General features: G+C 59.1%; 17 protein-coding genes. 11 read left to right on the top strand and 6 right to left on the bottom strand.

All coding sequences use genetic code 11. The annotated features are described in order from the left end of the window. Nucleotides 1-611 (bottom strand): amidohydrolase family protein (locus tag WAW39_RS14685; RefSeq protein WP_422319952.1); only part of this gene is annotated, 611 nt, incomplete at its 3' end. A 223-nt stretch (nt 612-834) separates the two neighbouring features. Between WAW39_RS14685 and WAW39_RS14680 the strand changes: the two genes are divergently transcribed. Then, entirely contained in the window at nt 835-1362 is a 528-nt protein-coding gene (locus WAW39_RS14680; RefSeq protein WP_422319950.1) for a 3D domain-containing protein, read from the top strand. A gap of 2 nt (nt 1363-1364) precedes the next feature. On the opposite strand, the gene WAW39_RS14675 is transcribed toward WAW39_RS14680, so the two are convergent. Further along, nucleotides 1365-2741, bottom strand: a complete 1377-nt coding sequence (locus WAW39_RS14675; RefSeq protein WP_422319949.1) for a DUF1501 domain-containing protein — start codon at nt 2739-2741, stop codon at nt 1365-1367. 174 nt (nt 2742-2915) lie between these two features. Here WAW39_RS14675 and purM point away from each other — a divergent pair, with 174 nt between their 5' ends. The 8 genes from purM to WAW39_RS14635 all read left to right on the top strand — a co-directional run bounded on the left by purM (nt 2916) and on the right by WAW39_RS14635 (nt 12339). Then, on the top strand, nt 2916-3917 hold the full coding sequence (gene purM / locus WAW39_RS14670) for a phosphoribosylformylglycinamidine cyclo-ligase (RefSeq protein WP_422319948.1): 1002 nt from the start codon (nt 2916-2918) through the stop codon (nt 3915-3917). 35 nt (nt 3918-3952) lie between these two features. Next, nucleotides 3953-4639, top strand: a complete 687-nt coding sequence (locus WAW39_RS14665) for an SGNH/GDSL hydrolase family protein (protein WP_422319947.1) — start codon at nt 3953-3955, stop codon at nt 4637-4639. Nucleotides 4640-4759: 120 nt separating this feature from the next. Then, the gene (locus tag WAW39_RS14660; protein ID WP_422319946.1) at nt 4760-6010 is read left to right on the top strand and encodes a hypothetical protein; all 1251 of its coding nucleotides are present in this window, start codon (nt 4760-4762) and stop codon (nt 6008-6010) included. Between the two features lie 52 nt (nt 6011-6062). Next, a complete protein-coding gene (lysA, locus tag WAW39_RS14655; RefSeq protein WP_422319945.1) occupies nt 6063-7355 on the top strand; it encodes a diaminopimelate decarboxylase in 1293 nt (430 codons plus the stop codon). Between the two features lie 27 nt (nt 7356-7382). After that, nucleotides 7383-8306, top strand: a complete 924-nt coding sequence (gene metF / locus WAW39_RS14650; RefSeq protein ID WP_422319944.1) for a methylenetetrahydrofolate reductase [NAD(P)H] — start codon at nt 7383-7385, stop codon at nt 8304-8306. Beyond that, nucleotides 8303-9250, top strand: a complete 948-nt coding sequence (locus WAW39_RS14645) for an ROK family protein (protein ID WP_422319943.1) — start codon at nt 8303-8305, stop codon at nt 9248-9250. Before metF ends, WAW39_RS14645 begins: the two co-directional genes overlap by 4 nt. A gap of 120 nt (nt 9251-9370) precedes the next feature. Beyond that, entirely contained in the window at nt 9371-9922 is a 552-nt protein-coding gene (locus tag WAW39_RS14640) for an acyltransferase (RefSeq protein WP_422319942.1), read from the top strand. 113 nt (nt 9923-10035) lie between these two features. Beyond that, on the top strand, nt 10036-12339 hold the full coding sequence (locus WAW39_RS14635; protein WP_422319941.1) for a dienelactone hydrolase family protein: 2304 nt from the start codon (nt 10036-10038) through the stop codon (nt 12337-12339). 9 nt (nt 12340-12348) lie between these two features. Here the strand turns inward: WAW39_RS14635 and WAW39_RS14630 are convergent, their stop codons facing one another. From WAW39_RS14630 to WAW39_RS14620, 3 genes are read right to left on the bottom strand one after another with little or no spacing between them, the layout of a single operon-like run. Then, nucleotides 12349-12936 (bottom strand): GNAT family N-acetyltransferase, encoded by a 588-nt coding sequence (locus WAW39_RS14630; RefSeq protein ID WP_422319940.1) that lies wholly within the window; start codon nt 12934-12936, stop codon nt 12349-12351. A 2-nt stretch (nt 12937-12938) separates the two neighbouring features. Further along, complete coding sequence (locus tag WAW39_RS14625) at nt 12939-13364, bottom strand: SufE family protein (RefSeq protein ID WP_422319939.1); 426 nt, start codon at nt 13362-13364, stop codon at nt 12939-12941. Beyond that, a complete protein-coding gene (locus tag WAW39_RS14620; protein ID WP_422319938.1) occupies nt 13361-15943 on the bottom strand; it encodes a protein kinase domain-containing protein in 2583 nt (860 codons plus the stop codon). Before WAW39_RS14620 ends, WAW39_RS14625 begins: the two co-directional genes overlap by 4 nt. Before the next feature lie 181 nt (nt 15944-16124). On the opposite strand from WAW39_RS14620, the gene WAW39_RS14615 reads away from it, so the two are divergent. Continuing rightward, nucleotides 16125-16556 carry a YkgJ family cysteine cluster protein gene (locus tag WAW39_RS14615; protein ID WP_422319937.1) on the top strand — a complete coding sequence of 144 codons (432 nt, stop codon included), beginning with the start codon at nt 16125-16127 and terminating at the stop codon, nt 16554-16556. A gap of 2 nt (nt 16557-16558) precedes the next feature. On the opposite strand, the gene WAW39_RS14610 is transcribed toward WAW39_RS14615, so the two are convergent. After that, nucleotides 16559-17131: a c-type cytochrome domain-containing protein gene (locus tag WAW39_RS14610; protein ID WP_422319936.1), complete on the bottom strand. Its 573-nt coding sequence runs from the start codon at nt 17129-17131 to the stop codon at nt 16559-16561. A gap of 83 nt (nt 17132-17214) precedes the next feature. Between WAW39_RS14610 and WAW39_RS14605 the strand changes: the two genes are divergently transcribed. Next, nucleotides 17215-18081, top strand: coding sequence for an RluA family pseudouridine synthase (locus WAW39_RS14605; protein ID WP_422319935.1), 867 nt, complete (start codon nt 17215-17217; stop codon nt 18079-18081). Nucleotides 18082-18092 lie beyond the last annotated feature (11 nt).

Here is an 18092-nt window from a genome sequence, read left to right as displayed (position 1 = left end):
CAAAACATGGCCTCGATCTCGCCCGGTGCGGCGGCAGGCGTGTAGTTGATGCCAAAGCCAATGCCCAGCGCACCCTCATCGAGTCCACGGTTTATCGCTTCGCCCATGAGTTCCAATTCCTTGTCCGTCGCCCCCTTGTTCGCTCCAGCAGGTTTCGCGCCGAGTCCCGCGACCTTTGCACGATTGACCGCCCAGTGTCCGATCTCCAGTCCAGGATGAAATGCGGCAAAGCGTGTGGCGATGTGGCCCACCGTGGCTCCGTAGTTCAGTGGTGCCGTGCCTTCCATCGAACGGTACCACGCCGCCACCGGATACACTCCCGCTTCCAGATCGAGCGCTGTGGTGACGCCATCACAAGCTTTGATCTGCATATCACTCGTGGTCTGCCCATGGGCATGGAGGTCGATGAAACCAGGCGCGACGACATGACCCTTCACATTCAGCGTTTCTTTACCGGCAAGCGGTGTTTCAGAGATCGCGGCGATCTTGCCCGCACGAACGCCAATATGACGAACAGCGTCCAGATTTGTCGCCGGGTCCATTAAACGGCCATTATTGAGTACGAGGTCGTATTCTTCCGCGAAACAGCGGCTGACATGAAAAAACAACACGAAGAGCAAAAACGACCTCATGAACCTCAAACGGCACGCCGACTTGATTTCTTCATCGGGCCAGCCCGCTTACAATAGACATTATTATGATGTCTATGGGAAGCGTTGACGCTCTAAGCGGTATGTGGCGCATGATGGCGCGGGCGAAAAGATCGAACATGGAGCCCCGATGCCTGTCTCAGTCTCCACCCCCGGGCACGCAAAGAGACGCGCCCATCCCATAATGACCAACCTCCGTTTATTCCTGCTGGCCGCGCTGTGCGCGGGTTGTGCTTCCTGCCAAAGTGTGTCCAAAGTCGCGCCTCGAAAGGTGGTGAGTCTGCGTTCCGGCAGCACCCTCAGCAATGTCAAGACGACCGCTTACACCCAGAGTGAAAGCGACCACATTGTCTATGGTGCCAAGAGCGCCGTTGGCAACACCCTCAAGTTTGGCGCTGTGCGCAGCGCCGCCACCGACTGGTCCGTTTACCCGGTCGGGACAGAGTTTAAGATCGAGGGCGAGCCCTATGTCTATCAAGTGGACGATTACGGCTCCGCGCTCGTTGGCACCAAGACCATCGATCTCTACCGCCCCTCCAAGGCTTCAATGAACCAATGGGGGGCCCGTAATGTAAACATCAAGGTGCTCAAGTGGGGCTCCTTTGATCAAAGCCTTGCGATCATGAAACCGCGCGTAGGGATCAAACCCCACATCCGCCAGATGGTCAGCGCTATCGAGACCCGTTCGCCCTCCAGCATCGGAATTCAGTAGCTCTACACCAGCTCGGCCATCACCTTGCCTCCTTCGTGCACGATGGGCCGTGGGCGGCCCTGAGGGTCGATCCAGTTCGTGTTCTGTTCGATGCCGAGATGATGAAACACCGTGGCCGCGAGATCTCCCGGCGCGACTCGGCGGGTCTCGATCTCTCCGCCATGCTTGTCGGTGCTGCCGATGACCTGACCATGGCGCAAACCGCCGCCGGCCATGACCATGGACATCACGCGCGGCCAATGATCGCGACCAGCATTTTTATTGATCACGGGACTGCGGCCAAACTCGCCCATCATGAGAATCAGCGTGCTGTCCAGCAGCCCACGGTCTTCAAGATCAGTGACGATGGCGTGCAAGGTGCGGTCCACGCTGGGCAGCAGCGGGGTGAGACCTTTTTTGATGCCGCCCCACTTCACTTCATCACCATGATGATCAAAGTAACCCCAGGCACCGCTGACGGTGACAAAGGTGGAGCCAGCCTCAATGAGCCGGCGTGCCAGCAGGGCTTTCTCGCCGATGCTGTCGCGACCATATTTGTCACGCATGGCGGATGATTCTTCATCCAGATTGAGCGCACGCTGCGCGCTGCCGGTCATGAGCACCTCATAGGCCTGCTGCGTGAAGTGATCCGCCGAGGCGATGGATTCATTCGCACCGATGCCACGCTTCCACTGGTCCATTTGCTCGGCCAGATCACGGCGGCTGCCGAGCCTCTCGATACTGAGACCGTCGACGAGCTTGAGGCGGCCGGACAAATCCTTGCCGCTGACCGGATTGAAGGCATTGCCCATGTGGCCTGCGCCCCAGATGTCGGCGGGCAGTGAATCTGCGAGCGCCACATATCCAGGAATTCCCGGGGCATTGGCACCCCGAAACTTGGCGGCGATGGAACCCATGGACGGGTAGCCGCCGCCATCACGACCATCGTTCGTGCGCCGCGCCAGCGGATTGCAGGCCTGCATGGTGATGGGGGTGTGATCGCTGGCGCTGCAATCAACCGAACGAACCAGCGTGAGCCGGTCCATGATCTTCGCGGTCAGCGGCAGATGCTCACAAACATGGATGCCCGGCACTTTGGTCGGGATGTGGCCAAAGGGGCCGCGAATCTCGCTCGGCGCAGCGGGTTTGGGATCCCACATGTCGATGTGGCTGGGACCGCCCGAGAGCCAAAAAAGCACCACATTCGTCTTTCGCGTGGCCTGTCCTGCCGCTGCGGCGAAGGCCTGCTGCTGAAACAGGGAGGGGACTGAAATACCGGCCAGACCTGCAAGCCCGGTCTGCAAAAAGCCGCGACGGGTCGAGCCGATGCGCAGCAAATCGCCGCTCACTGGGCTGAAAGCCTGCGAAATGCTCGGTGAGGGAGTGGCAGTGGTTTTCATAAATGGGAGGGCAGAAGGCTGAAGAACCTACGTCGCGAGACCGCTCACCTTGCTTTGTCCCGGCAAATCGCTGCCGAGGGGGGGGAGGGGGGAAACTGCCTGCGGAGCCTCAATGGTGAGTTTCCGTTTGAGCCGCCCCCGCTTTCGGGCTAGGCAACCGGCCATCCATTTTCCATGAGCAGCCCCTCCGCACACACGTACAAACAAGCAGGCGTCGATATTCACGAAGCAGCATCGCTGGTCGATGACATCGGCGTGCTGGTGAAGCGCACCCAGCAGAAGCGGAAGCTGGCAAATCCTTTTGGTCTGTTTGCCGCCGCCTACGACCTCAGCGGCTACAAGCATCCGATGATTCTCACAGGCTGTGACGGGGTCGGCACGAAGATCGAGCTGCTGCTCAAGCACGATCAGCTGGAAGCCGCCGGCAAAGACCTCGTGGCCATGAATGTGAACGACGTGCTCACGACCGGGGCTGATCCCATCATGTTCCTCGATTACGTGGGAATCCCGAAAATTCAGAAGACGCAGATCACCCGGATTATCGCCGGCATGACCGAATACCTGGAGGCTTGCAATTGCATCCTCGCCGGCGGCGAGACTGCCGAGATGCCCGGCATGGTGCCCGAGGGCATGGTGGAGCTGAGCGGCTTCGCCATTGGTGCCTGCGAGAAAGAAGACATGCTTGATCCCGGCACCATCGCTGCCGGTGATGTGCTCATCGGGTGGCCCAGCGCGGGTTTCCATGCGAACGGCTTCAGTCTCGTCCGCCGCATCATCGAAAAGGAGAACATCCAGTTCAGCGAGGATGAGATGCGCACTCTGCTGCTGCCTACGCTTCTCTATCATGAGCAGACGGCTGCTCTCAAAGCCGCTGGCATCCGTCCGAAGGCGATGGCCCACATCACCGGTGGTGGTCTGCCGGAAAACCTCGGCCGCATGTTCCTGAAGCGCGGCCTGGGTGCAAACCTCCGTATTCCGTTCTGGCAGAACGATGTAGTGCAAAAAGTCCTGCGTCATGCTGACCAGAAAGATGCCATCGATACCTTCAACATGGGCCTCGGCTGGGTCGCCATCGTCTCATCGGCAGATGCCGACAAAGCTCTCACCTGCGGCAAAGACGCCAAAATCATCGGTGAGATGGATACCAGCGCCCAAGTCAGCGTGGAGATCGTCTGAAAGATTCCGCTTTTTTGGCAGTGAAGGGGAGTTCTATGAACCGCCTCCTTCCTTCCCTCGCATTCCTCTTCGTCCTGCTCAGCGCCACCGCTCAGCAGCCAGCACCAGCCGCCAAGGCCAAACGCGCCCCGAATCCGGCCATGGACCCGATTCAGGATGTCGCGGGCCTGCCGCGCGTTTTGCTGATCGGCGATTCCATTTCCATCGGCTACACGCTGCCCGTGCGGAAACTGCTGGAGGGCAAGGCCAACGTACACCGCATCCCCACGAACGGCGGTCCGACCAAAAACGGCGTCGCCAACATCGCCAAATGGCTTGGAACAGGCAAATGGGACGTGATTCACTTCAACTGGGGCATCCACGACCTCAAATACATGTCCGATGGCAAACGCCAGGTCGAACCCGCCGACTACGAGGCCAATCTCCGCAGCCTCGTCGCCACTTTGAAGAAGACCGGTGCCAAGCTCATCTGGGCTACGACAACACCCATCCCCGAAGGCGAGCTCAATCCGCCGCGCAAATTTGGACAGGTGAAGGAATACAACGACATCGCTGCCCGGGTGATGGCGGAAAACGGCGTCTCCATCGACGACCTGAACGCCCACATCACTCCCCAACTTGCCACGATGCAGAATCCGCGAGACGTGCATTATACTCTTGCTGGCAGCGAATACCTAGCCAAACAGGTCGCTGAGGAGATCGGCAAGGCCCTGACCAAGTGAGTTGGGTGGGTGGTTTGCCCATTCCATACCGCGTGATTTTTTGTCAGCGCCTGCGGTGGATTTCAGTGCATCATGGACAGGCTGCATTCGGCCATGCGGCAGACCCAACCCACACCTGTCATGAATACCCTGTTTCGCCGCTGCTTGCTGGTCATGATGCTCATGGCCTTTGCAAGCCCTTCGCTGCTCAAAGCTGCCGAGACTGCACCGGATAAGCAGCTGCGTGAATCCATGCTGCTGCCCGGCGTTTCTTTGTCGGAAGGAATTTCTGAAATCACCGGCGTCGCCATCAGCCCGCTGCTGGGTGTCAGCGCCATGGGCGTATGGACTTTCTACAAGACCGAGCCCCATTTGCGCCATCGCCTGCCTTGGTACTGCCACCCCGGCGTGTGGGGGACGGGATTGGCGCTGATCCTCATTTGCTTTCTCAAAGACTTCCTCGGCACCGCCGCTCCACCTCTGGTCAAAAAGCCGCTCGATTTTCTCGAGCTGTTCGAAAACAAACTCAGCGCACTCGTCGCCAGCGTCGGTTTCGTACCTCTCGTGGCCCTCGCCATGGCGCACTTCAATAAGGAGCCACCGCAGGCCATGCATGAGTTGGCAGGCTCAGGACTGGCCGTGATGCCACTGGCCAGCGTGATCGACTTTGGCGTCCACACTCCCTGGATTTCCATCCCCGTCGCCATCGTGGCCTTCGGAGTGGTCTGGCTCAGCTCGCACGCTCTCAATGTCCTCATCGCGCTCTCTCCCTTTGGCATCGTCGATGCCGGCCTCAAAATCGTCAAACTGGGCCTCATTGCCCTGGTGGCAGGCAGCACTCTTATGCATCCCTATGCTGGTGCGGCTGTCTCCCTCCTGCTGATTCTTATCGGCCTGCTCTTCGCCGGCTGGTCCTTTCGCCTGACCCTTTTCGGCACCCTCATGGGCAGTGATTTTCTGCTCAATAAGCGCGCCACCACCGCCGATGTGGAAACCGGCGTAAAAGGCTTCCTCGCACGCCGCACCGAGGGAGTGCCCGTGCGCACCTTGGTCAGAATGAAGCAGGACCCCGCAGGTCAGCCCGTTCTTACTTATCATCCGTGGCTGGTATTGCCTGAGCGCCGCATTGCTCTGGCAGACGCCAACATGGTCATCTGCAAAGGGCTGCTGCATCCCTCGCTGGTTCATCGCCCTGCTTCAGAGTCCGCTGCAGTTCGTAGTACTCTCATTCTGCTGCCTCGTTATCGCAGGCTGGAAGACACGATCGCCCGGCACTTCGGCTGCCAGGAAGTCATGGACGGGGCGCTCCTGCGAGGCTTCAAGGCCATGCGTTTGTGGCTCGTGGAGATGCTTTCGTCCGGGAGAAAACTCGTGGAAATGCACCAAGGATGAACCTTAGCGGGGTTGCGCAGGCGTGAATCCCGCCTATTTACGCCGCCCGCTTATGCACAGCTTCCGCTACCACCAAGGCCAGTTATTTGCCGAAAACGTCCCCCTTCAGTCCCTTGCCGAGAAATACGGCACGCCGCTCTATGTCTATTCGAAGAGCACCATCGCCGGACATTACACCCGTCTGGACGCTGCTCTGGCAAAGCTGGATCACCTGATCTGCTTTGCAGTGAAGGCAAACTCGAATCTCGCTGTGCTCAACACCATCGCCAAACTCGGCGGCGGCTTTGACATCGTCTCGGCTGGCGAACTCTACCGTGTCATCAAGGCCGGTGGCGATCCCGCCAAATGCACTTTTGCCGGCGTCGGCAAAACTCGCGACGAAATCGAATACGCCCTCAAGCAGGGCATCTACTGCTTCAACGCCGAATCCGAGGCGGAACTGCACTACATCAATCAGGTCGCCGGCGAGCTCGGCATGCAGGCCCCCGTGGCCGTCCGCGTGAACCCCAATGTGGATGCGAAGACGCACGCCAAGATCACCACCGGCAAGAGCGAGAACAAGTTCGGCATCGATTTCGACCAGATCATCGACGTCTATGCCCGCGTGGCCGCCGACTGCCCCAATCTGATCATCAAAGGCCTGCAGATGCACATCGGATCACAGCTCACCAATGTGGATCCTTTCCTGGAAGCCGTGCAGAAGGTCATCCCGCTCGTGACTCAGGTGAAAAAGAGCTACGGCATCGAGTTCTTCAGCATCGGCGGTGGCATCGGCATCAACTACAAGCAGAGCCTCGACTCCGGTGACTCGGCATGGTGGCAGGAAAATGCCGAAGTCCATCCGCTCACGATTCAGGCCTACGCCGAAGCCGTGGTGCCACACCTCGAACCGCTGGGTCTGCGCATTCTTTGCGAACCTGGCCGCTTCATGGTCGGCAACGCCGGCGTCATGCTCACCAAGGTGCTCTATGAGAAGCGCGGCTCCGCCAAAGTCTTCAAGATCGTCGATGCCGGCATGAATGACCTCATCCGCCCGACGCTTTACGAAGGCTGGCATCAGATCGTGCCGCTCAAGCAGCCCGCGAACGCCACCGTCGAGAAAGTCGATGTGGTCGGTCCAATTTGCGAATCCGGCGACTTCCTCGCCCAGAACCGCGAGCTCCCTCTCGTCAAAGAGGGTGAATACCTCGCTGTGCTCAGCGCCGGAGCTTATGGTTTCACCATGGCTTCGAACTACAACACACGCCCCATGCCTGCTGAAATCATGGTCGATGATGAAAAGGCTACCGTCGTGCGTGAGCGCCAGACTCTCGAAGACGTCCTCAAAGGCGAGCACATTGCCTGAATTAGCTGAGAACTGCGCACTATCGACATGCACATCGCCGACATCCTCCAAGACCAGCGTCCCACACTCTCGTTTGAGTTCTTCCCGCCGAAGAGCGCCGAGGCGTTTGAAGCTCTGTATCAGGCCATCGGCGAACTCGAGGCTTTCAAACCTTCCTTTGTCAGCGTCACCTACGGCGCGGGCGGCTCCACGCGTGAGCTCACGCATGATCTCGTCGTGCGCATCAAAACCACTACGAGTCTCGATGCAGTGCCGCACCTCACCTGTGTCTGTCACAGCGAGGCGGACATTGCAGCCATCCTCGAACGCTACGCGAAGGCAGGTGTGAGCAACATCCTCGCACTCGGCGGAGATCCTCCAAAGAATCTCGCCAACTACGAGCGCTCGAAGGACGCCTTCCAGCACGCCGCCGACCTCGTGGCCTTCATCAAGAAGTTCAACGACAGTGGTGCACATCCTGACAAGCGTGGCTTTGGCATCGGTGTCGCCGGATTCCCCGAAGGTCATCCCACCACGCCGAACCGCGTGCTGGAGATGGATTATCTCAAGGCCAAGGTCGATGCTGGTGCGGACTACATCTGCACGCAGCTGTTCTTCGACAATCACGACTTTTTTGACTTCCGCGAGCGCTGCCAGCTGGCCGGGATCAACATCCCGATCATCGCCGGCATCATGCCGATCACCAGCGCCTCAGGTATGCGCCGCATGGCGGAACTCGCCGCCGGTGCCCGCTACCCCGCCAAGCTCCTCCGCGCCATCCAGCGCTGCGGTGGTGACGAAGCCGCCGTGCAGAAGGTCGGCATTCACTACGCCACCGAGCAGTGCCACGATCTGCTCGATCACGGCGTCGACGGCATCCATTTCTATACCCTGAACAAATCCCACGCCACGCGCGAGATCTACTCCAGTCTCGGCATTCGTGACTCCGCCGCCGTGCGTCCACACTCATGAGCGAAGAAGCCCCCCTCATCGCCGCAATCGAGGCCGGCGGCACCAAGTTCGTCTGTGCTGTCGGTACCGGCCCTCACGATGTCCGGGACGTCACGCGCATTGACACCACCACGCCGGAAGACACGCTCGCCGGGGTGACCCGCTTTCTGTCGATGGCCAAGTCGAAGTACGGCTCCATCGCCGCCATCGGCATCGGCTCTTTCGGTCCGATCGATCTCGATAAAAAAAGCGAAACCTACGGCTACATCACCACCACGCCAAAACCCGGCTGGCAGTTCACCAACATCGTTTCCAAGCTGCATGACCGCTATCACGTGCCCATCGCCTGGGACACTGACGTGAACGCCGCCGTGCTCGGTGAATACCTCTGGGGTGCCGGGCAGGATACGGATCCGCTCATTTACATCACCGTCGGTACGGGGGTTGGTGGTGGAGTGCTGATCAACGGTCAGCTGCTGCACGGTGCCCTGCATCCCGAGATTGGCCACCTCCTGGTGCCACCACCGCACAACTCTTCCGCGATTCAGCAGGCCTGTCACTGCCCGTTTCACAAAAGCTGCGTTGAAGGCTACGTCAGCGGCACCGCTCTCGCCTCTCGTTGGGGTGTCAAAGCCGACGCACTGCCTCCCGACCATCCCGCATGGGAAGAAGTGGCTGATGTCATGGCTCATGCGCTGATGAACCTCACCCTCAGCATTTCGCCCAAACGCATCATTCTCGGTGGTGGCGTCATGAGTCAGGAGCACATCCTTCCGCTCATCCGCGGCCAGCTCCACAGGCTCAACAACGGCTACCTCCGCATCCCCGAGCTCGGCCGCAGCATCGATGACTTCATCGTCTCTCCTGGCTTGGGCGCTCGCTCAGGCCTTCTTGGTGCGCTGGCGCTCGGGAAGTATGAACTGGACCGGCACTTGAATCAGAAGACCGAGATGGGATCCTTCTAAGAAGGTCCTATAAATAGAGACTTGGCATGTTCCGGAAAAACAGCCGGGTGTCGTGTCGTTGAAGAGCGGGACAGGAATCTGTCCTTTCAATTCAACCGACCCCTTGGCAGTCTTCCGACCATGAAACGGTATCTTAACAAGGTTCGAAATCTTCTTTTCACCAGATACTGTCAAATGCACAAGGTGGTCACACCTGGACGAGGCTACGTGGATGGCCGCTGGCCTGTGATACGCAACCAAGGGGCATTTCATCTGGGGAGTGGTGTCTGCTTTCGATCGTTTCGGACCCAGACAAGGATCGATGTTTTTAAAGACGCCAAGTTAAGCATCGGTGATGGCTGCTTTATCAACGATGGAGTAAACATCTGTTGCTCGACTGGCATCACCATCGGGCCGAATACAAAAATCGCCGACTGGGTGGTGCTGTACGACACGGATTTTCACGCAGTTGAGCCCTCGGAGCCTGTCAGGTCGGAGTGCATCACCATTGGGAAAAACGTGTGGCTCGGAGCTCGTGTCATGGTCCTTCCAGGATCCACCATTGGTGATCATTCAGTTGTCGCGGCAGGGGCGATCATGCGTGGACACATTCCCGCACGAAGCATTGCTGCAGGTATCCCCGCCAAGGTAATAAAATCCATCACTTGTGAGGATGACTGGGTACGGTCGTGAATTGGTTCCGGGGTGTGTCACTCCCTCCCATCGGGCAAACGCCGCCTTTAATTCAGGCTGTTCTCATTCCACCATCTTTGCAAGACTGGCATGATGAGCGTTGATTAATTTCCATGAAACTTTCGCTCGTTCTTGCTGCCTTGTTGCTGGGAGCACGTGCAATGGCCCAGCAGCCGGAAACACTGCCTGAGACACAGCCTCTGATCAAGGAAGGTGACATCTCCGAGCAGATGCACGCTGCAGCTCTGGAGGAAATGGACCGGCTGATTGCCAACTCGCTTAAAACGCGAGCGCAGCACTGGCACCGCAACGTATCGACTCCGCAAGCCTATGCGGAGTCGGTCCACGAGAATCGTGAACACTTCAAGCACATCATCGGCCTCAAGGACAAGCGTGTGCCGGTGGCCCTGGAACGTTACGGGGATGAGACCAACCTGGCGCTGGTGGGCAAGACGAAAACCTACCGCATCTATCAGGTCCGCTGGCCGGTGTTGGAGCAAGTCTCTGGAGAAGGCCTGCTGTTGGAACCGAAAGGCAAGCCTCGCGGCTACATCATCGCACTGCCGGATGCGGATCAGACACCGGAGCAGATCGCCGGTCTGACTTCGGGTGTGGCACCAGAGGCGCAGATCGCCCGTCGTTTCGTGGAAAATGGCTTCGCCGTCATCGTGCCGGTCTTGATCAATCGAAGTGATGCAGGCTCAGGCAATCCGGAGATCCTCATGACGAACATGCCTCATCGTGAATGGATTCACCGGCAGGCCTACATGATGGGCCGGCACATCATCGGCTACGAGGTGCAGAAGGTGCTGGCGCTGGTGGACTGGATCAACATTCATCGCAACGAGCAGATTGGCATCGCAGGTTATGGCGAAGGCGGGCTCATCGCCATGTACGCAGCCGCTGTGGATCCGCGCATCGACGCTGCACTGGTGAGCGGTTACTTCAAATCACGCCAGCGCACCTGGCGCGAGCCGCTGTATCGCAATGTGTGGGGCCTCCTCGCCGAATTTGGCGACGCCGAAATCGCTTCCCTCATCGCCCCCCGAGGACTCGTCATTCAGTATGCGGAAGAACCCAGTGTGGACGGTCCGCCGGAGCCCAAGGGCAAAAAGAGCCAGGCTGCGCCCGGAAGGCTGAGCACGCCCGAGTTTGACGAGGTGGAGGAGGAGTATCTGCGCATTGATTCACTGGTGCCGCCCAGCCTGCAGCGTCGTTCACTCGTGCGCGGCGATGCTGCTGCGGCTAACGCCTTCGCAAAGCTGCTCAAGCACGATGCAAACATGGCGCTGTCCAAAGAGCCGCCCCAGAACCTGCGCCAAACTTATCTTCCTGCCGTGCGCCAGTTTGCTCAGATGAAGGAAATCGAGGCTCATGTGCAGCGCTTGATCCGTGGATCGGATCAGGTCAGAAATGATTTCTTCCTCTTCAAGGCCATGCCGGAGTTCCGCAATGATGCCTGGACCTACGCGCAGTTTGCCGACAAAAAGCCCGACAAGTTCATTGCTGCGGCCAAAGGCTTCCGCAAGACGTTCTGGGACGAAGTGATAGGCAGGATTGACACGCCGCTGCCCACGCCCAGGCCACGCACGCGCAAGATTTACGACAAACCCAAATGGACCGGCTACGAAGTCGTGCTGGATGTCGGTGGTGAAGGTTTCGCCTGGGGAGTTCTTCTTCTGCCCAAAGATTTGCAGCCCGGAGAGAAGCGTCCCGTCGTCGTCTGTCAGCATGGACGCCATGGCATTCCATCAGACGTGATCGAAGGCGACAAGCCCGCGTATCACGACTTTGCCGCCCATCTCGCTGAGCGCGGTTTCATCACGCTCGCCCCGCACAATTTGTACAAGGAAGAGGAGCAGTACCGCACCCTCTCACGCAAAGGCAACACAGTGAAAGCCTCCATGTTTTCCGTCATGCTTCGCCATCACCAGCAATGGCTCAAATGGCTCGCTGATCTCCCTCAGGTGGACGCCAAACGCATCGGCTTCTACGGGCTAAGCTATGGCGGGGAGTCCGCTGTGCGTATTCCGCCATTGCTCGATGGCTACTGCCTCTCCATCTGCTCCGGTGATTTCAACGACTGGACACGCAAGGTCGCCACCACCGAGGACAAGCACAGTTTCATGTTCACGGACGAGTGGGAGATGCCCTACTTCAACATGGGCGGCACTTTCAGCTACGCCGAGCTCACCTACCTCATGTTTCCACGGCCGTTCATGGTCGAGCGCGGTCATCACGACGGCGTCTCCATCGACCCCTGGGTCGCCTATGAATATGCCAAGACCCGCTGGCTCTACGCCCAGTTTGGCATGGAGGAAAAAACAGAGATTGAGTTCTTCAATGGCGGCCACACCATCAACGGGCAGGGGACCTTCAACTTCCTGCACAAGCAGTTGAACTGGCCCAGGCCCTAGCTCACGCCATCACGCCAGCTCCTTCATCCAAAACGTCAATGTCTTTGGAGATTCGGTCTCTTCACCGATCTCCTTCCACACAAACGTCGCCTGCAGCTCCGGATGCTTTGAATAGCCCTGGCTGCGCCACAACTCATCCAGCGGTCGATAGCCCTGCGGGCGCAGAGGATGCTCGGCAGGGCGGTCAACAGCGCAGAACGTACTGAGTTTCATGCCCAGCTTTCGAGCGTGAGCTTCTCGCCTCACGAAGAAATCTTTGCCAATGCCCTGGCCGCGATAGGCGGGTAGCAGGATCGATTCACCGAAGTAGCAGATGGTGGAGAGATCATACCCTGCCTGCACGAACGCCGCTTGAAATTCAGGCCCTTCATCAACCATGGGCAGGCAGGTAGTGGCACCCACGACCCGCTCCTCATCAAACACCAGCACCACCAGACTGCCACTGGACTTCACATAGGTTCCCAGGTACTCGCGCTCATGCTTCAATGTGCCGGCATACAGGTAGGGATACTCATGAAACACCGCGATTCGCAGTTCGCCCAGCGCATCGAGATGCGGTGCCAGTTCAGCACCATGGAAGTTTTGCAGGCGCAGCATGCTTAGAGGGACGAGTTGGAAGTGATAAACTGGTTCGCCATGTCGCGGATCCTGAGGCGCATGTTGGCCAGTCCGTTCAAACGCGTGGGCGAAAGCATTTTCGTGAAGCCGCAGGCTTCCCACACACGAGGCTCGACCACAGCGGCTTCGGCAGGTTCGGCATCGGTGTACAATTCGCAGAGCAGCGCGGCGAGACCTTTCACCATGGGGGATTCGGCATCGCAGAGGAAGCGTGTGCGGCCATTCACAAGTTCACCATGCAGCCAGACGCGCGAGACGCAGCCGGGTACAAGATTCGCTTCAGTTTTTTGCGCCTCATCGAGCTTCATCGCATGCCCGCGCATGACGACCGCGTTCAGACGTTCGTGCGGGTCGTGAATGATGTTCAGGTCGTCGATGAGCGACTGCTGTTTGTCATCAAGGCTCATTTCAACTTCGCGAGGCGGCCCCTGCTCCAGTTGAGGCCCGTCTGAATGGCCTCGTCATTGGCGATGGCGGAGGCAAGTTTTTCCCAGATCGCCACGGCATTGGCAAAGGCAGCCTTTGCCTCGGTCTTTTTGCCGGCGCTCTCGCTGGTGTGGCCCAGCGAGCCATAGAGTTGTGCCAGCTGGCTGGCCCACATGCGTCGCTCCGGGGTGAGGTTGTCATTGGCAGGCTGCGCCTTGATGAGTGCTTCGAGCGATTCCACGGCCTGCTTTGCAATCGGAAGTGAGGCGGAAGTTTTGCCAGTGTCAGCGAGCAGTTCGGCGTATTCCCCGCGCAGTTTGGCCAGCAGAAAGCCGTAGCGTACATTCTCCTTGTCGTCCGCGAGGATTTCGTTCACCAGCTCGATGGCGTCTTGCTTCTTCTTGCTTGCCTCAGCCGGGTTGCCAGCATCGCGTGATAGTGAAGCCAGGGCACCATAATTGCGGGCGAGCAGGTACTTCACCTCGCCCCACTCTGGAAGCAGACGATTGAGTTCCAGCAGGATCGGGACGGCCTGGTTATGCGCCTCTTTGGCATCCGTACCGCTGAAGTGACGGCCAATCAGTTCTGCCAGTTCGGTGTAGGCCTCCGCCAGCAGCAACGCCTGGTCCTGGTTGCGCGGGCTGCTGCCGAGCACCAGTTCTCCCATGTCCTTCACGGAATCGATCAGCGTGTTGAGCGCCTCCTCGACCTTGCCCGCATCACGCTGGCTGATGCCTTTGGCAAACTTGGCCCGTGCGAGGATGAATTTTTCGTCGTTGATCAGGTCGTGACCGATCATCTTGGCATCGAGAATCGTCGGCACGCGCGCCAGCGCCTGCTCGGAGTCGGCCACATCTCCATTGCGCAGCGTGCGCAGGCCGTATTCGAGCCATGCGCGGGCGCATTCATTGCGCGCGAGGCGGTTTTTCGGATCAGCCGCCAGACCCTTGTCCAGATTGACCGTGGCTTCCTTGAGAAGGGTGAGGGATTCCACATGGCGGCCCTCGCGTCCGCGGATGTCGGAGAGCAGCAGGCTGTAGCGGCCCAGCCACTGCTGGTAGAGTGCTGTCTGGGCTCCTTCTCCGGTTGCTTTACGGATCAATTCAGCGGCCTGATCACGCGCCTTGGTAAGGTAAACCACCGCCTGCACGCTGTTGCGCAGCTTGAGGTGCAGCTGGCCGATGTTGCCATAGGCACGCAGCCGTTCGATGCCGAGTGCGGGGGATTGTTCCAACGCAGGCAGCCCGCGCATGCAGTAGGCCAGCGCGTCATGGAGCTGCTCCTTCTGAAAGCTGGCCTCCATCTCATTGCCCGTGGGGGTCTGCAGTAGTTGTGTCAGAAACTGGTCCACCGCGTTCTGCGAGTTCTGCAGATTTTGATCAGCCATCGCCTTGGCGCTGCGCTCGTTGTCGCGCTCACTTGTCAGCAGGTCGATGCGGCTTTGGAGCTCATCACTTTTAATCTTATTAACCTCATGGATGTTGGAGATGGTGTTCTCCGCCTTGTTCAGCTGTCGCTGGGTCTTGAAGGCGTAAACAAAGCAGAGCACGAAAATGATCAGCAGTAAGGTCGCTGCGGTTTGCCACGTGAGCAGCTTCTTCGCCTGTTTTTGACGCTCGCGTACAGTCTGTTCACGCGATTCTTCGAGCAGGTAGTCGCTTTCCAGCACCTCAAACTCACGCACGATCTCGCGCATGTCCGCCCAGCGTGCAGCCGGGTTCAGATCCAAGGCCCGCTCGATGATGCTGCGGCGGCGCTCCTCCCATTTGGACTGTGCTTCCTGCGGCCAGTAGATTTTCGGCTGCGCTTTGACGGCGGCCAGCAGCGCATTGCTGTTCACTTGCACCGCCAGCCCCGATGCCGCCTGCTTCTGGGCACGTTCCACCTCGCTCGCCCACATGTCAGCACCGCGTGGCAGCACGCCATTGAGCAGACGGTACGCCAGCACGCCAAAGCTGTACACGTCCCACGACGGCCCATAGCCTGCAAACACCCCATCCGGGTTTTCCGCCTGTTCGGGGCAGAGATGCACAAAGTGATCCGTCAGTTCGAGATGATGAATCCCCCCCACCCAGCCCTGAGCGATGTCGGTCAGACGGATCGAAGACTCCGCATCATCCTCCAGCAGGATGTTTGATGGGCGCAGGTTGCCATGCGGGATGCCGTGCTTGTGCAGCCAGGAGAGGGCATCGGCGACTTCATAGATGTGGCGCCAGGCCTGCTCCGGTGGCAGGCCGTTGCAGGCGGATTCCAGCGTCGGTGTCTGCCACTGACGGCGGCCATGGCTGTCCTTCGTCATCACGCCGACCAGCGGCATCACACAAAAGTAGGGCGTTCTGTCAAAACTGTAGCTTTCCACCGGCAGCACACCGCGATGGTGCGGCATCTGCTGCAAGGCGCGGAAGGCCGTCGCCAGCGCTTTGCGATTGATCGCCATCGAACTAAACACCTTCACGGCACAGGCTTTGCCATTGCTGGACACCGCCCGATACACGGCACCACACCGCCCGCTGCCGACTAGGTCCTGCAATTCATGTCCGGCGATTTCAGGCAGACTCATGCGTGATTCAGGTGTCTCTAGTAGGTGGTTGTTGACCCCGGGTGGCGCGAAAACTGGACTGCAAAGGCATCACGGGCACGTACGATGGGGGCGGAATGGGAAATCTCAAATCTCAAAATGACGCTTTGCAAAAATCGCGTGCCACCCCTGCTAGCGCAGCCATGCTGCATGTTCCCCCCGCATGAAACCACCAAAGCCAGACCACCGCCATGAAATCGAGGCGATTTACGCCGAGCTGGAGCGTCGGCCGCTGCCCCGACAGTGTGAAATGCGCACCGGCTGCTGCCACTTCCGGCTGGCAGGTCACACCCCCATGCTCACCCGGGGGGAGGCTCTATATGCAGCCCAGGGAGTCCGTGCCAGCGGACGCAAGGCGCTCAAACCTCATCCCGACGGCGCCTGCCCCCTGCTGGGTCGCGATGGCCGCTGCACCATCTACAAAAATCGCCCCTTTGGCTGCCGCACCCACTTTTGTGCCGAGGCCGGGGGCATGTATCCACGCAAGCACGTGGCGGATCTCATCCAGCGTCTTGAAGCTCTCGACGAACGTCTCGGCGGCAGCGGCTCACGCCCCTTGGAATCCGCCGTGAGTGACGCACTTGCGGAAATGTAAGGTCAAGGCGCTGCGCAATCACGCGCCAGCTTCTGGCTGGCCTCGGACAGCCTCGTCAGCGCCACGGATGCCTCCTTGCCGTTGGCAGGCATGCGCAGCACCACGTATTCGCCCTCCAGCCGCACAAAGCCCGCCTTGATCGTTTTGCCCTCGGTGCTGGTCCAACTCATGATCGGTGGCAGTGATTTTTTGACCACTGTCGGGGTCAGTTTCGGCGCATCCTTGTCAAAGCTTGCCCCTTCGCTGATCCATTCCGTGATCTTTTTGATCTCTGCGCCGGATAGGTTTTCATTGGGCGGCATGTGGTTCTTGCCGTCATTGACGATGACTTCCAGGAAATGGCTTTCCGAAGGTTTTCCCGGGCGGATCTGCGCCACGTCATTGTCGGCGATGTCCATTTTGAAGGTCTTCAGGTCATCAAAGACAAAGCCCCCCTTCTTTTTCCCGGTTTTCTCACTGTGGCATTCATAGCAGTTCCGCTCCAGAATGGGCTGGATGTCCTTTTGGAAATCCGCCGCAAAGGCGGATGAGACAGCTAGGAATGAAACGATCAGGGAAGGGCGGAGCAGGGACATGGAAGGCGCGTTTTTGAGCTCAGCAGGAACGTGCCATCCCGCTTTTCCTTAGCCAGCATCTTTTTTCCGTGGCATGTGACCCCATGCCTGAGCAACGCACCGTCACCGCAGCCACCGAACTCCTGCCTTTTCTTTTTGAAAACTGGCCGGACATGAAGCGTACGCGCCTCAAGCAGTGGCTCAAATACGGCAGCGTCCGCGTGAATGACCACGCCGTGACCCGCCACGACCACAAGCTCAAGCCCGGCGACAAGATCACCATCAAGGTGGAGCGCGCCCCGCGTGCCAACGTCAAGCCCCTGCCTGCCGGTCTCAGCATCGTGTATGAAGACGAGGCCCTCATCGTGCTGAACAAAGGCGCAGGCTGGCTCACCGTGGCCACAGATTCCGGCAGTGGCCGCACCGCCTACGCCGCACTCACCGACCACGTGCGCGGCACCGATGTCCGCAACCGCGTCTGGATCGTCCACCGCCTGGATCGCGACACCTCCGGCCTCATCGTCTTTGCCAAGACAGAGCCTTTCAAGCGCATCCTGCAGCAGAACTGGCACCTTTTTGACAAAACCTACCTCGCCATCACCGAAGGCGTCATCAAACGGGATTCCGGTACCTTGCGCTGCCATCTCAATGAAGAGTTCTCCCTCCGCGTCCGCAGCGTCCCGCCGGATGAAGACACCCGCGAGGCCATCACCCATTTTAAGGTTCTCAAACGCACGCATCACACCACGCTCGTCGAGCTGAAGCTCGAAACCGGACGGCGCCATCAAATCCGTGTCCACCTTTCCGACATGGGCCATCCCATCGTCGGAGACAAGCCCTACGGTGCCACCACCGATCCCGCCAGACGCCTTGGTCTCCACTCCAGCGAGCTCCATTTCATCCATCCCGCGACAGAGGAAAAAATGGACTTTGTTTTGCCCCTGCCAGACGCACTTGCAAAGCTGGTGTAGCGCTCACCGCC

It is taken from the genome of Prosthecobacter sp. (assembly GCF_049294395.1).
GTDB lineage: Bacteria > Verrucomicrobiota > Verrucomicrobiia > Verrucomicrobiales > Verrucomicrobiaceae > Prosthecobacter.
Note: the sequence above shows the minus strand (reverse complement) of the source record. Positions and strands in the feature narration are given on the sequence as shown.

Excerpts from the sequence above, each read along its gene's own strand:
- WAW39_RS14625 (WP_422319939.1), bottom strand. The coding sequence starts at position 13,364 with ATGAGCCTTGATGACAAACAGCAGTCGCTCATCGACGACCTGAACATC.
- WAW39_RS14615 (WP_422319937.1), top strand. The coding sequence starts at position 16,125 with ATGAAACCACCAAAGCCAGACCACCGCCATGAAATCGAGGCGATTTAC.
- WAW39_RS14680 (WP_422319950.1), top strand. The coding sequence starts at position 835 with ATGACCAACCTCCGTTTATTCCTGCTGGCCGCGCTGTGCGCGGGTTGT.
- metF (WP_422319944.1), top strand. The coding sequence starts at position 7,383 with ATGCACATCGCCGACATCCTCCAAGACCAGCGTCCCACACTCTCGTTT.
- WAW39_RS14665 (WP_422319947.1), top strand. The coding sequence starts at position 3,953 with ATGAACCGCCTCCTTCCTTCCCTCGCATTCCTCTTCGTCCTGCTCAGC.
- WAW39_RS14675 (WP_422319949.1), bottom strand. The coding sequence starts at position 2,741 with ATGAAAACCACTGCCACTCCCTCACCGAGCATTTCGCAGGCTTTCAGC.
- WAW39_RS14630 (WP_422319940.1), bottom strand. The coding sequence starts at position 12,936 with ATGCTGCGCCTGCAAAACTTCCATGGTGCTGAACTGGCACCGCATCTC.
- purM (WP_422319948.1), top strand. The coding sequence starts at position 2,916 with ATGAGCAGCCCCTCCGCACACACGTACAAACAAGCAGGCGTCGATATT.
- WAW39_RS14610 (WP_422319936.1), bottom strand. The coding sequence starts at position 17,131 with ATGTCCCTGCTCCGCCCTTCCCTGATCGTTTCATTCCTAGCTGTCTCA.
- WAW39_RS14620 (WP_422319938.1), bottom strand. The coding sequence starts at position 15,943 with ATGAGTCTGCCTGAAATCGCCGGACATGAATTGCAGGACCTAGTCGGC.
- WAW39_RS14660 (WP_422319946.1), top strand. The coding sequence starts at position 4,760 with ATGAATACCCTGTTTCGCCGCTGCTTGCTGGTCATGATGCTCATGGCC.
- WAW39_RS14605 (WP_422319935.1), top strand. The coding sequence starts at position 17,215 with ATGCCTGAGCAACGCACCGTCACCGCAGCCACCGAACTCCTGCCTTTT.
- lysA (WP_422319945.1), top strand. The coding sequence starts at position 6,063 with ATGCACAGCTTCCGCTACCACCAAGGCCAGTTATTTGCCGAAAACGTC.
- WAW39_RS14645 (WP_422319943.1), top strand. The coding sequence starts at position 8,303 with ATGAGCGAAGAAGCCCCCCTCATCGCCGCAATCGAGGCCGGCGGCACC.
- WAW39_RS14635 (WP_422319941.1), top strand. The coding sequence starts at position 10,036 with ATGAAACTTTCGCTCGTTCTTGCTGCCTTGTTGCTGGGAGCACGTGCA.
- WAW39_RS14640 (WP_422319942.1), top strand. The coding sequence starts at position 9,371 with ATGAAACGGTATCTTAACAAGGTTCGAAATCTTCTTTTCACCAGATAC.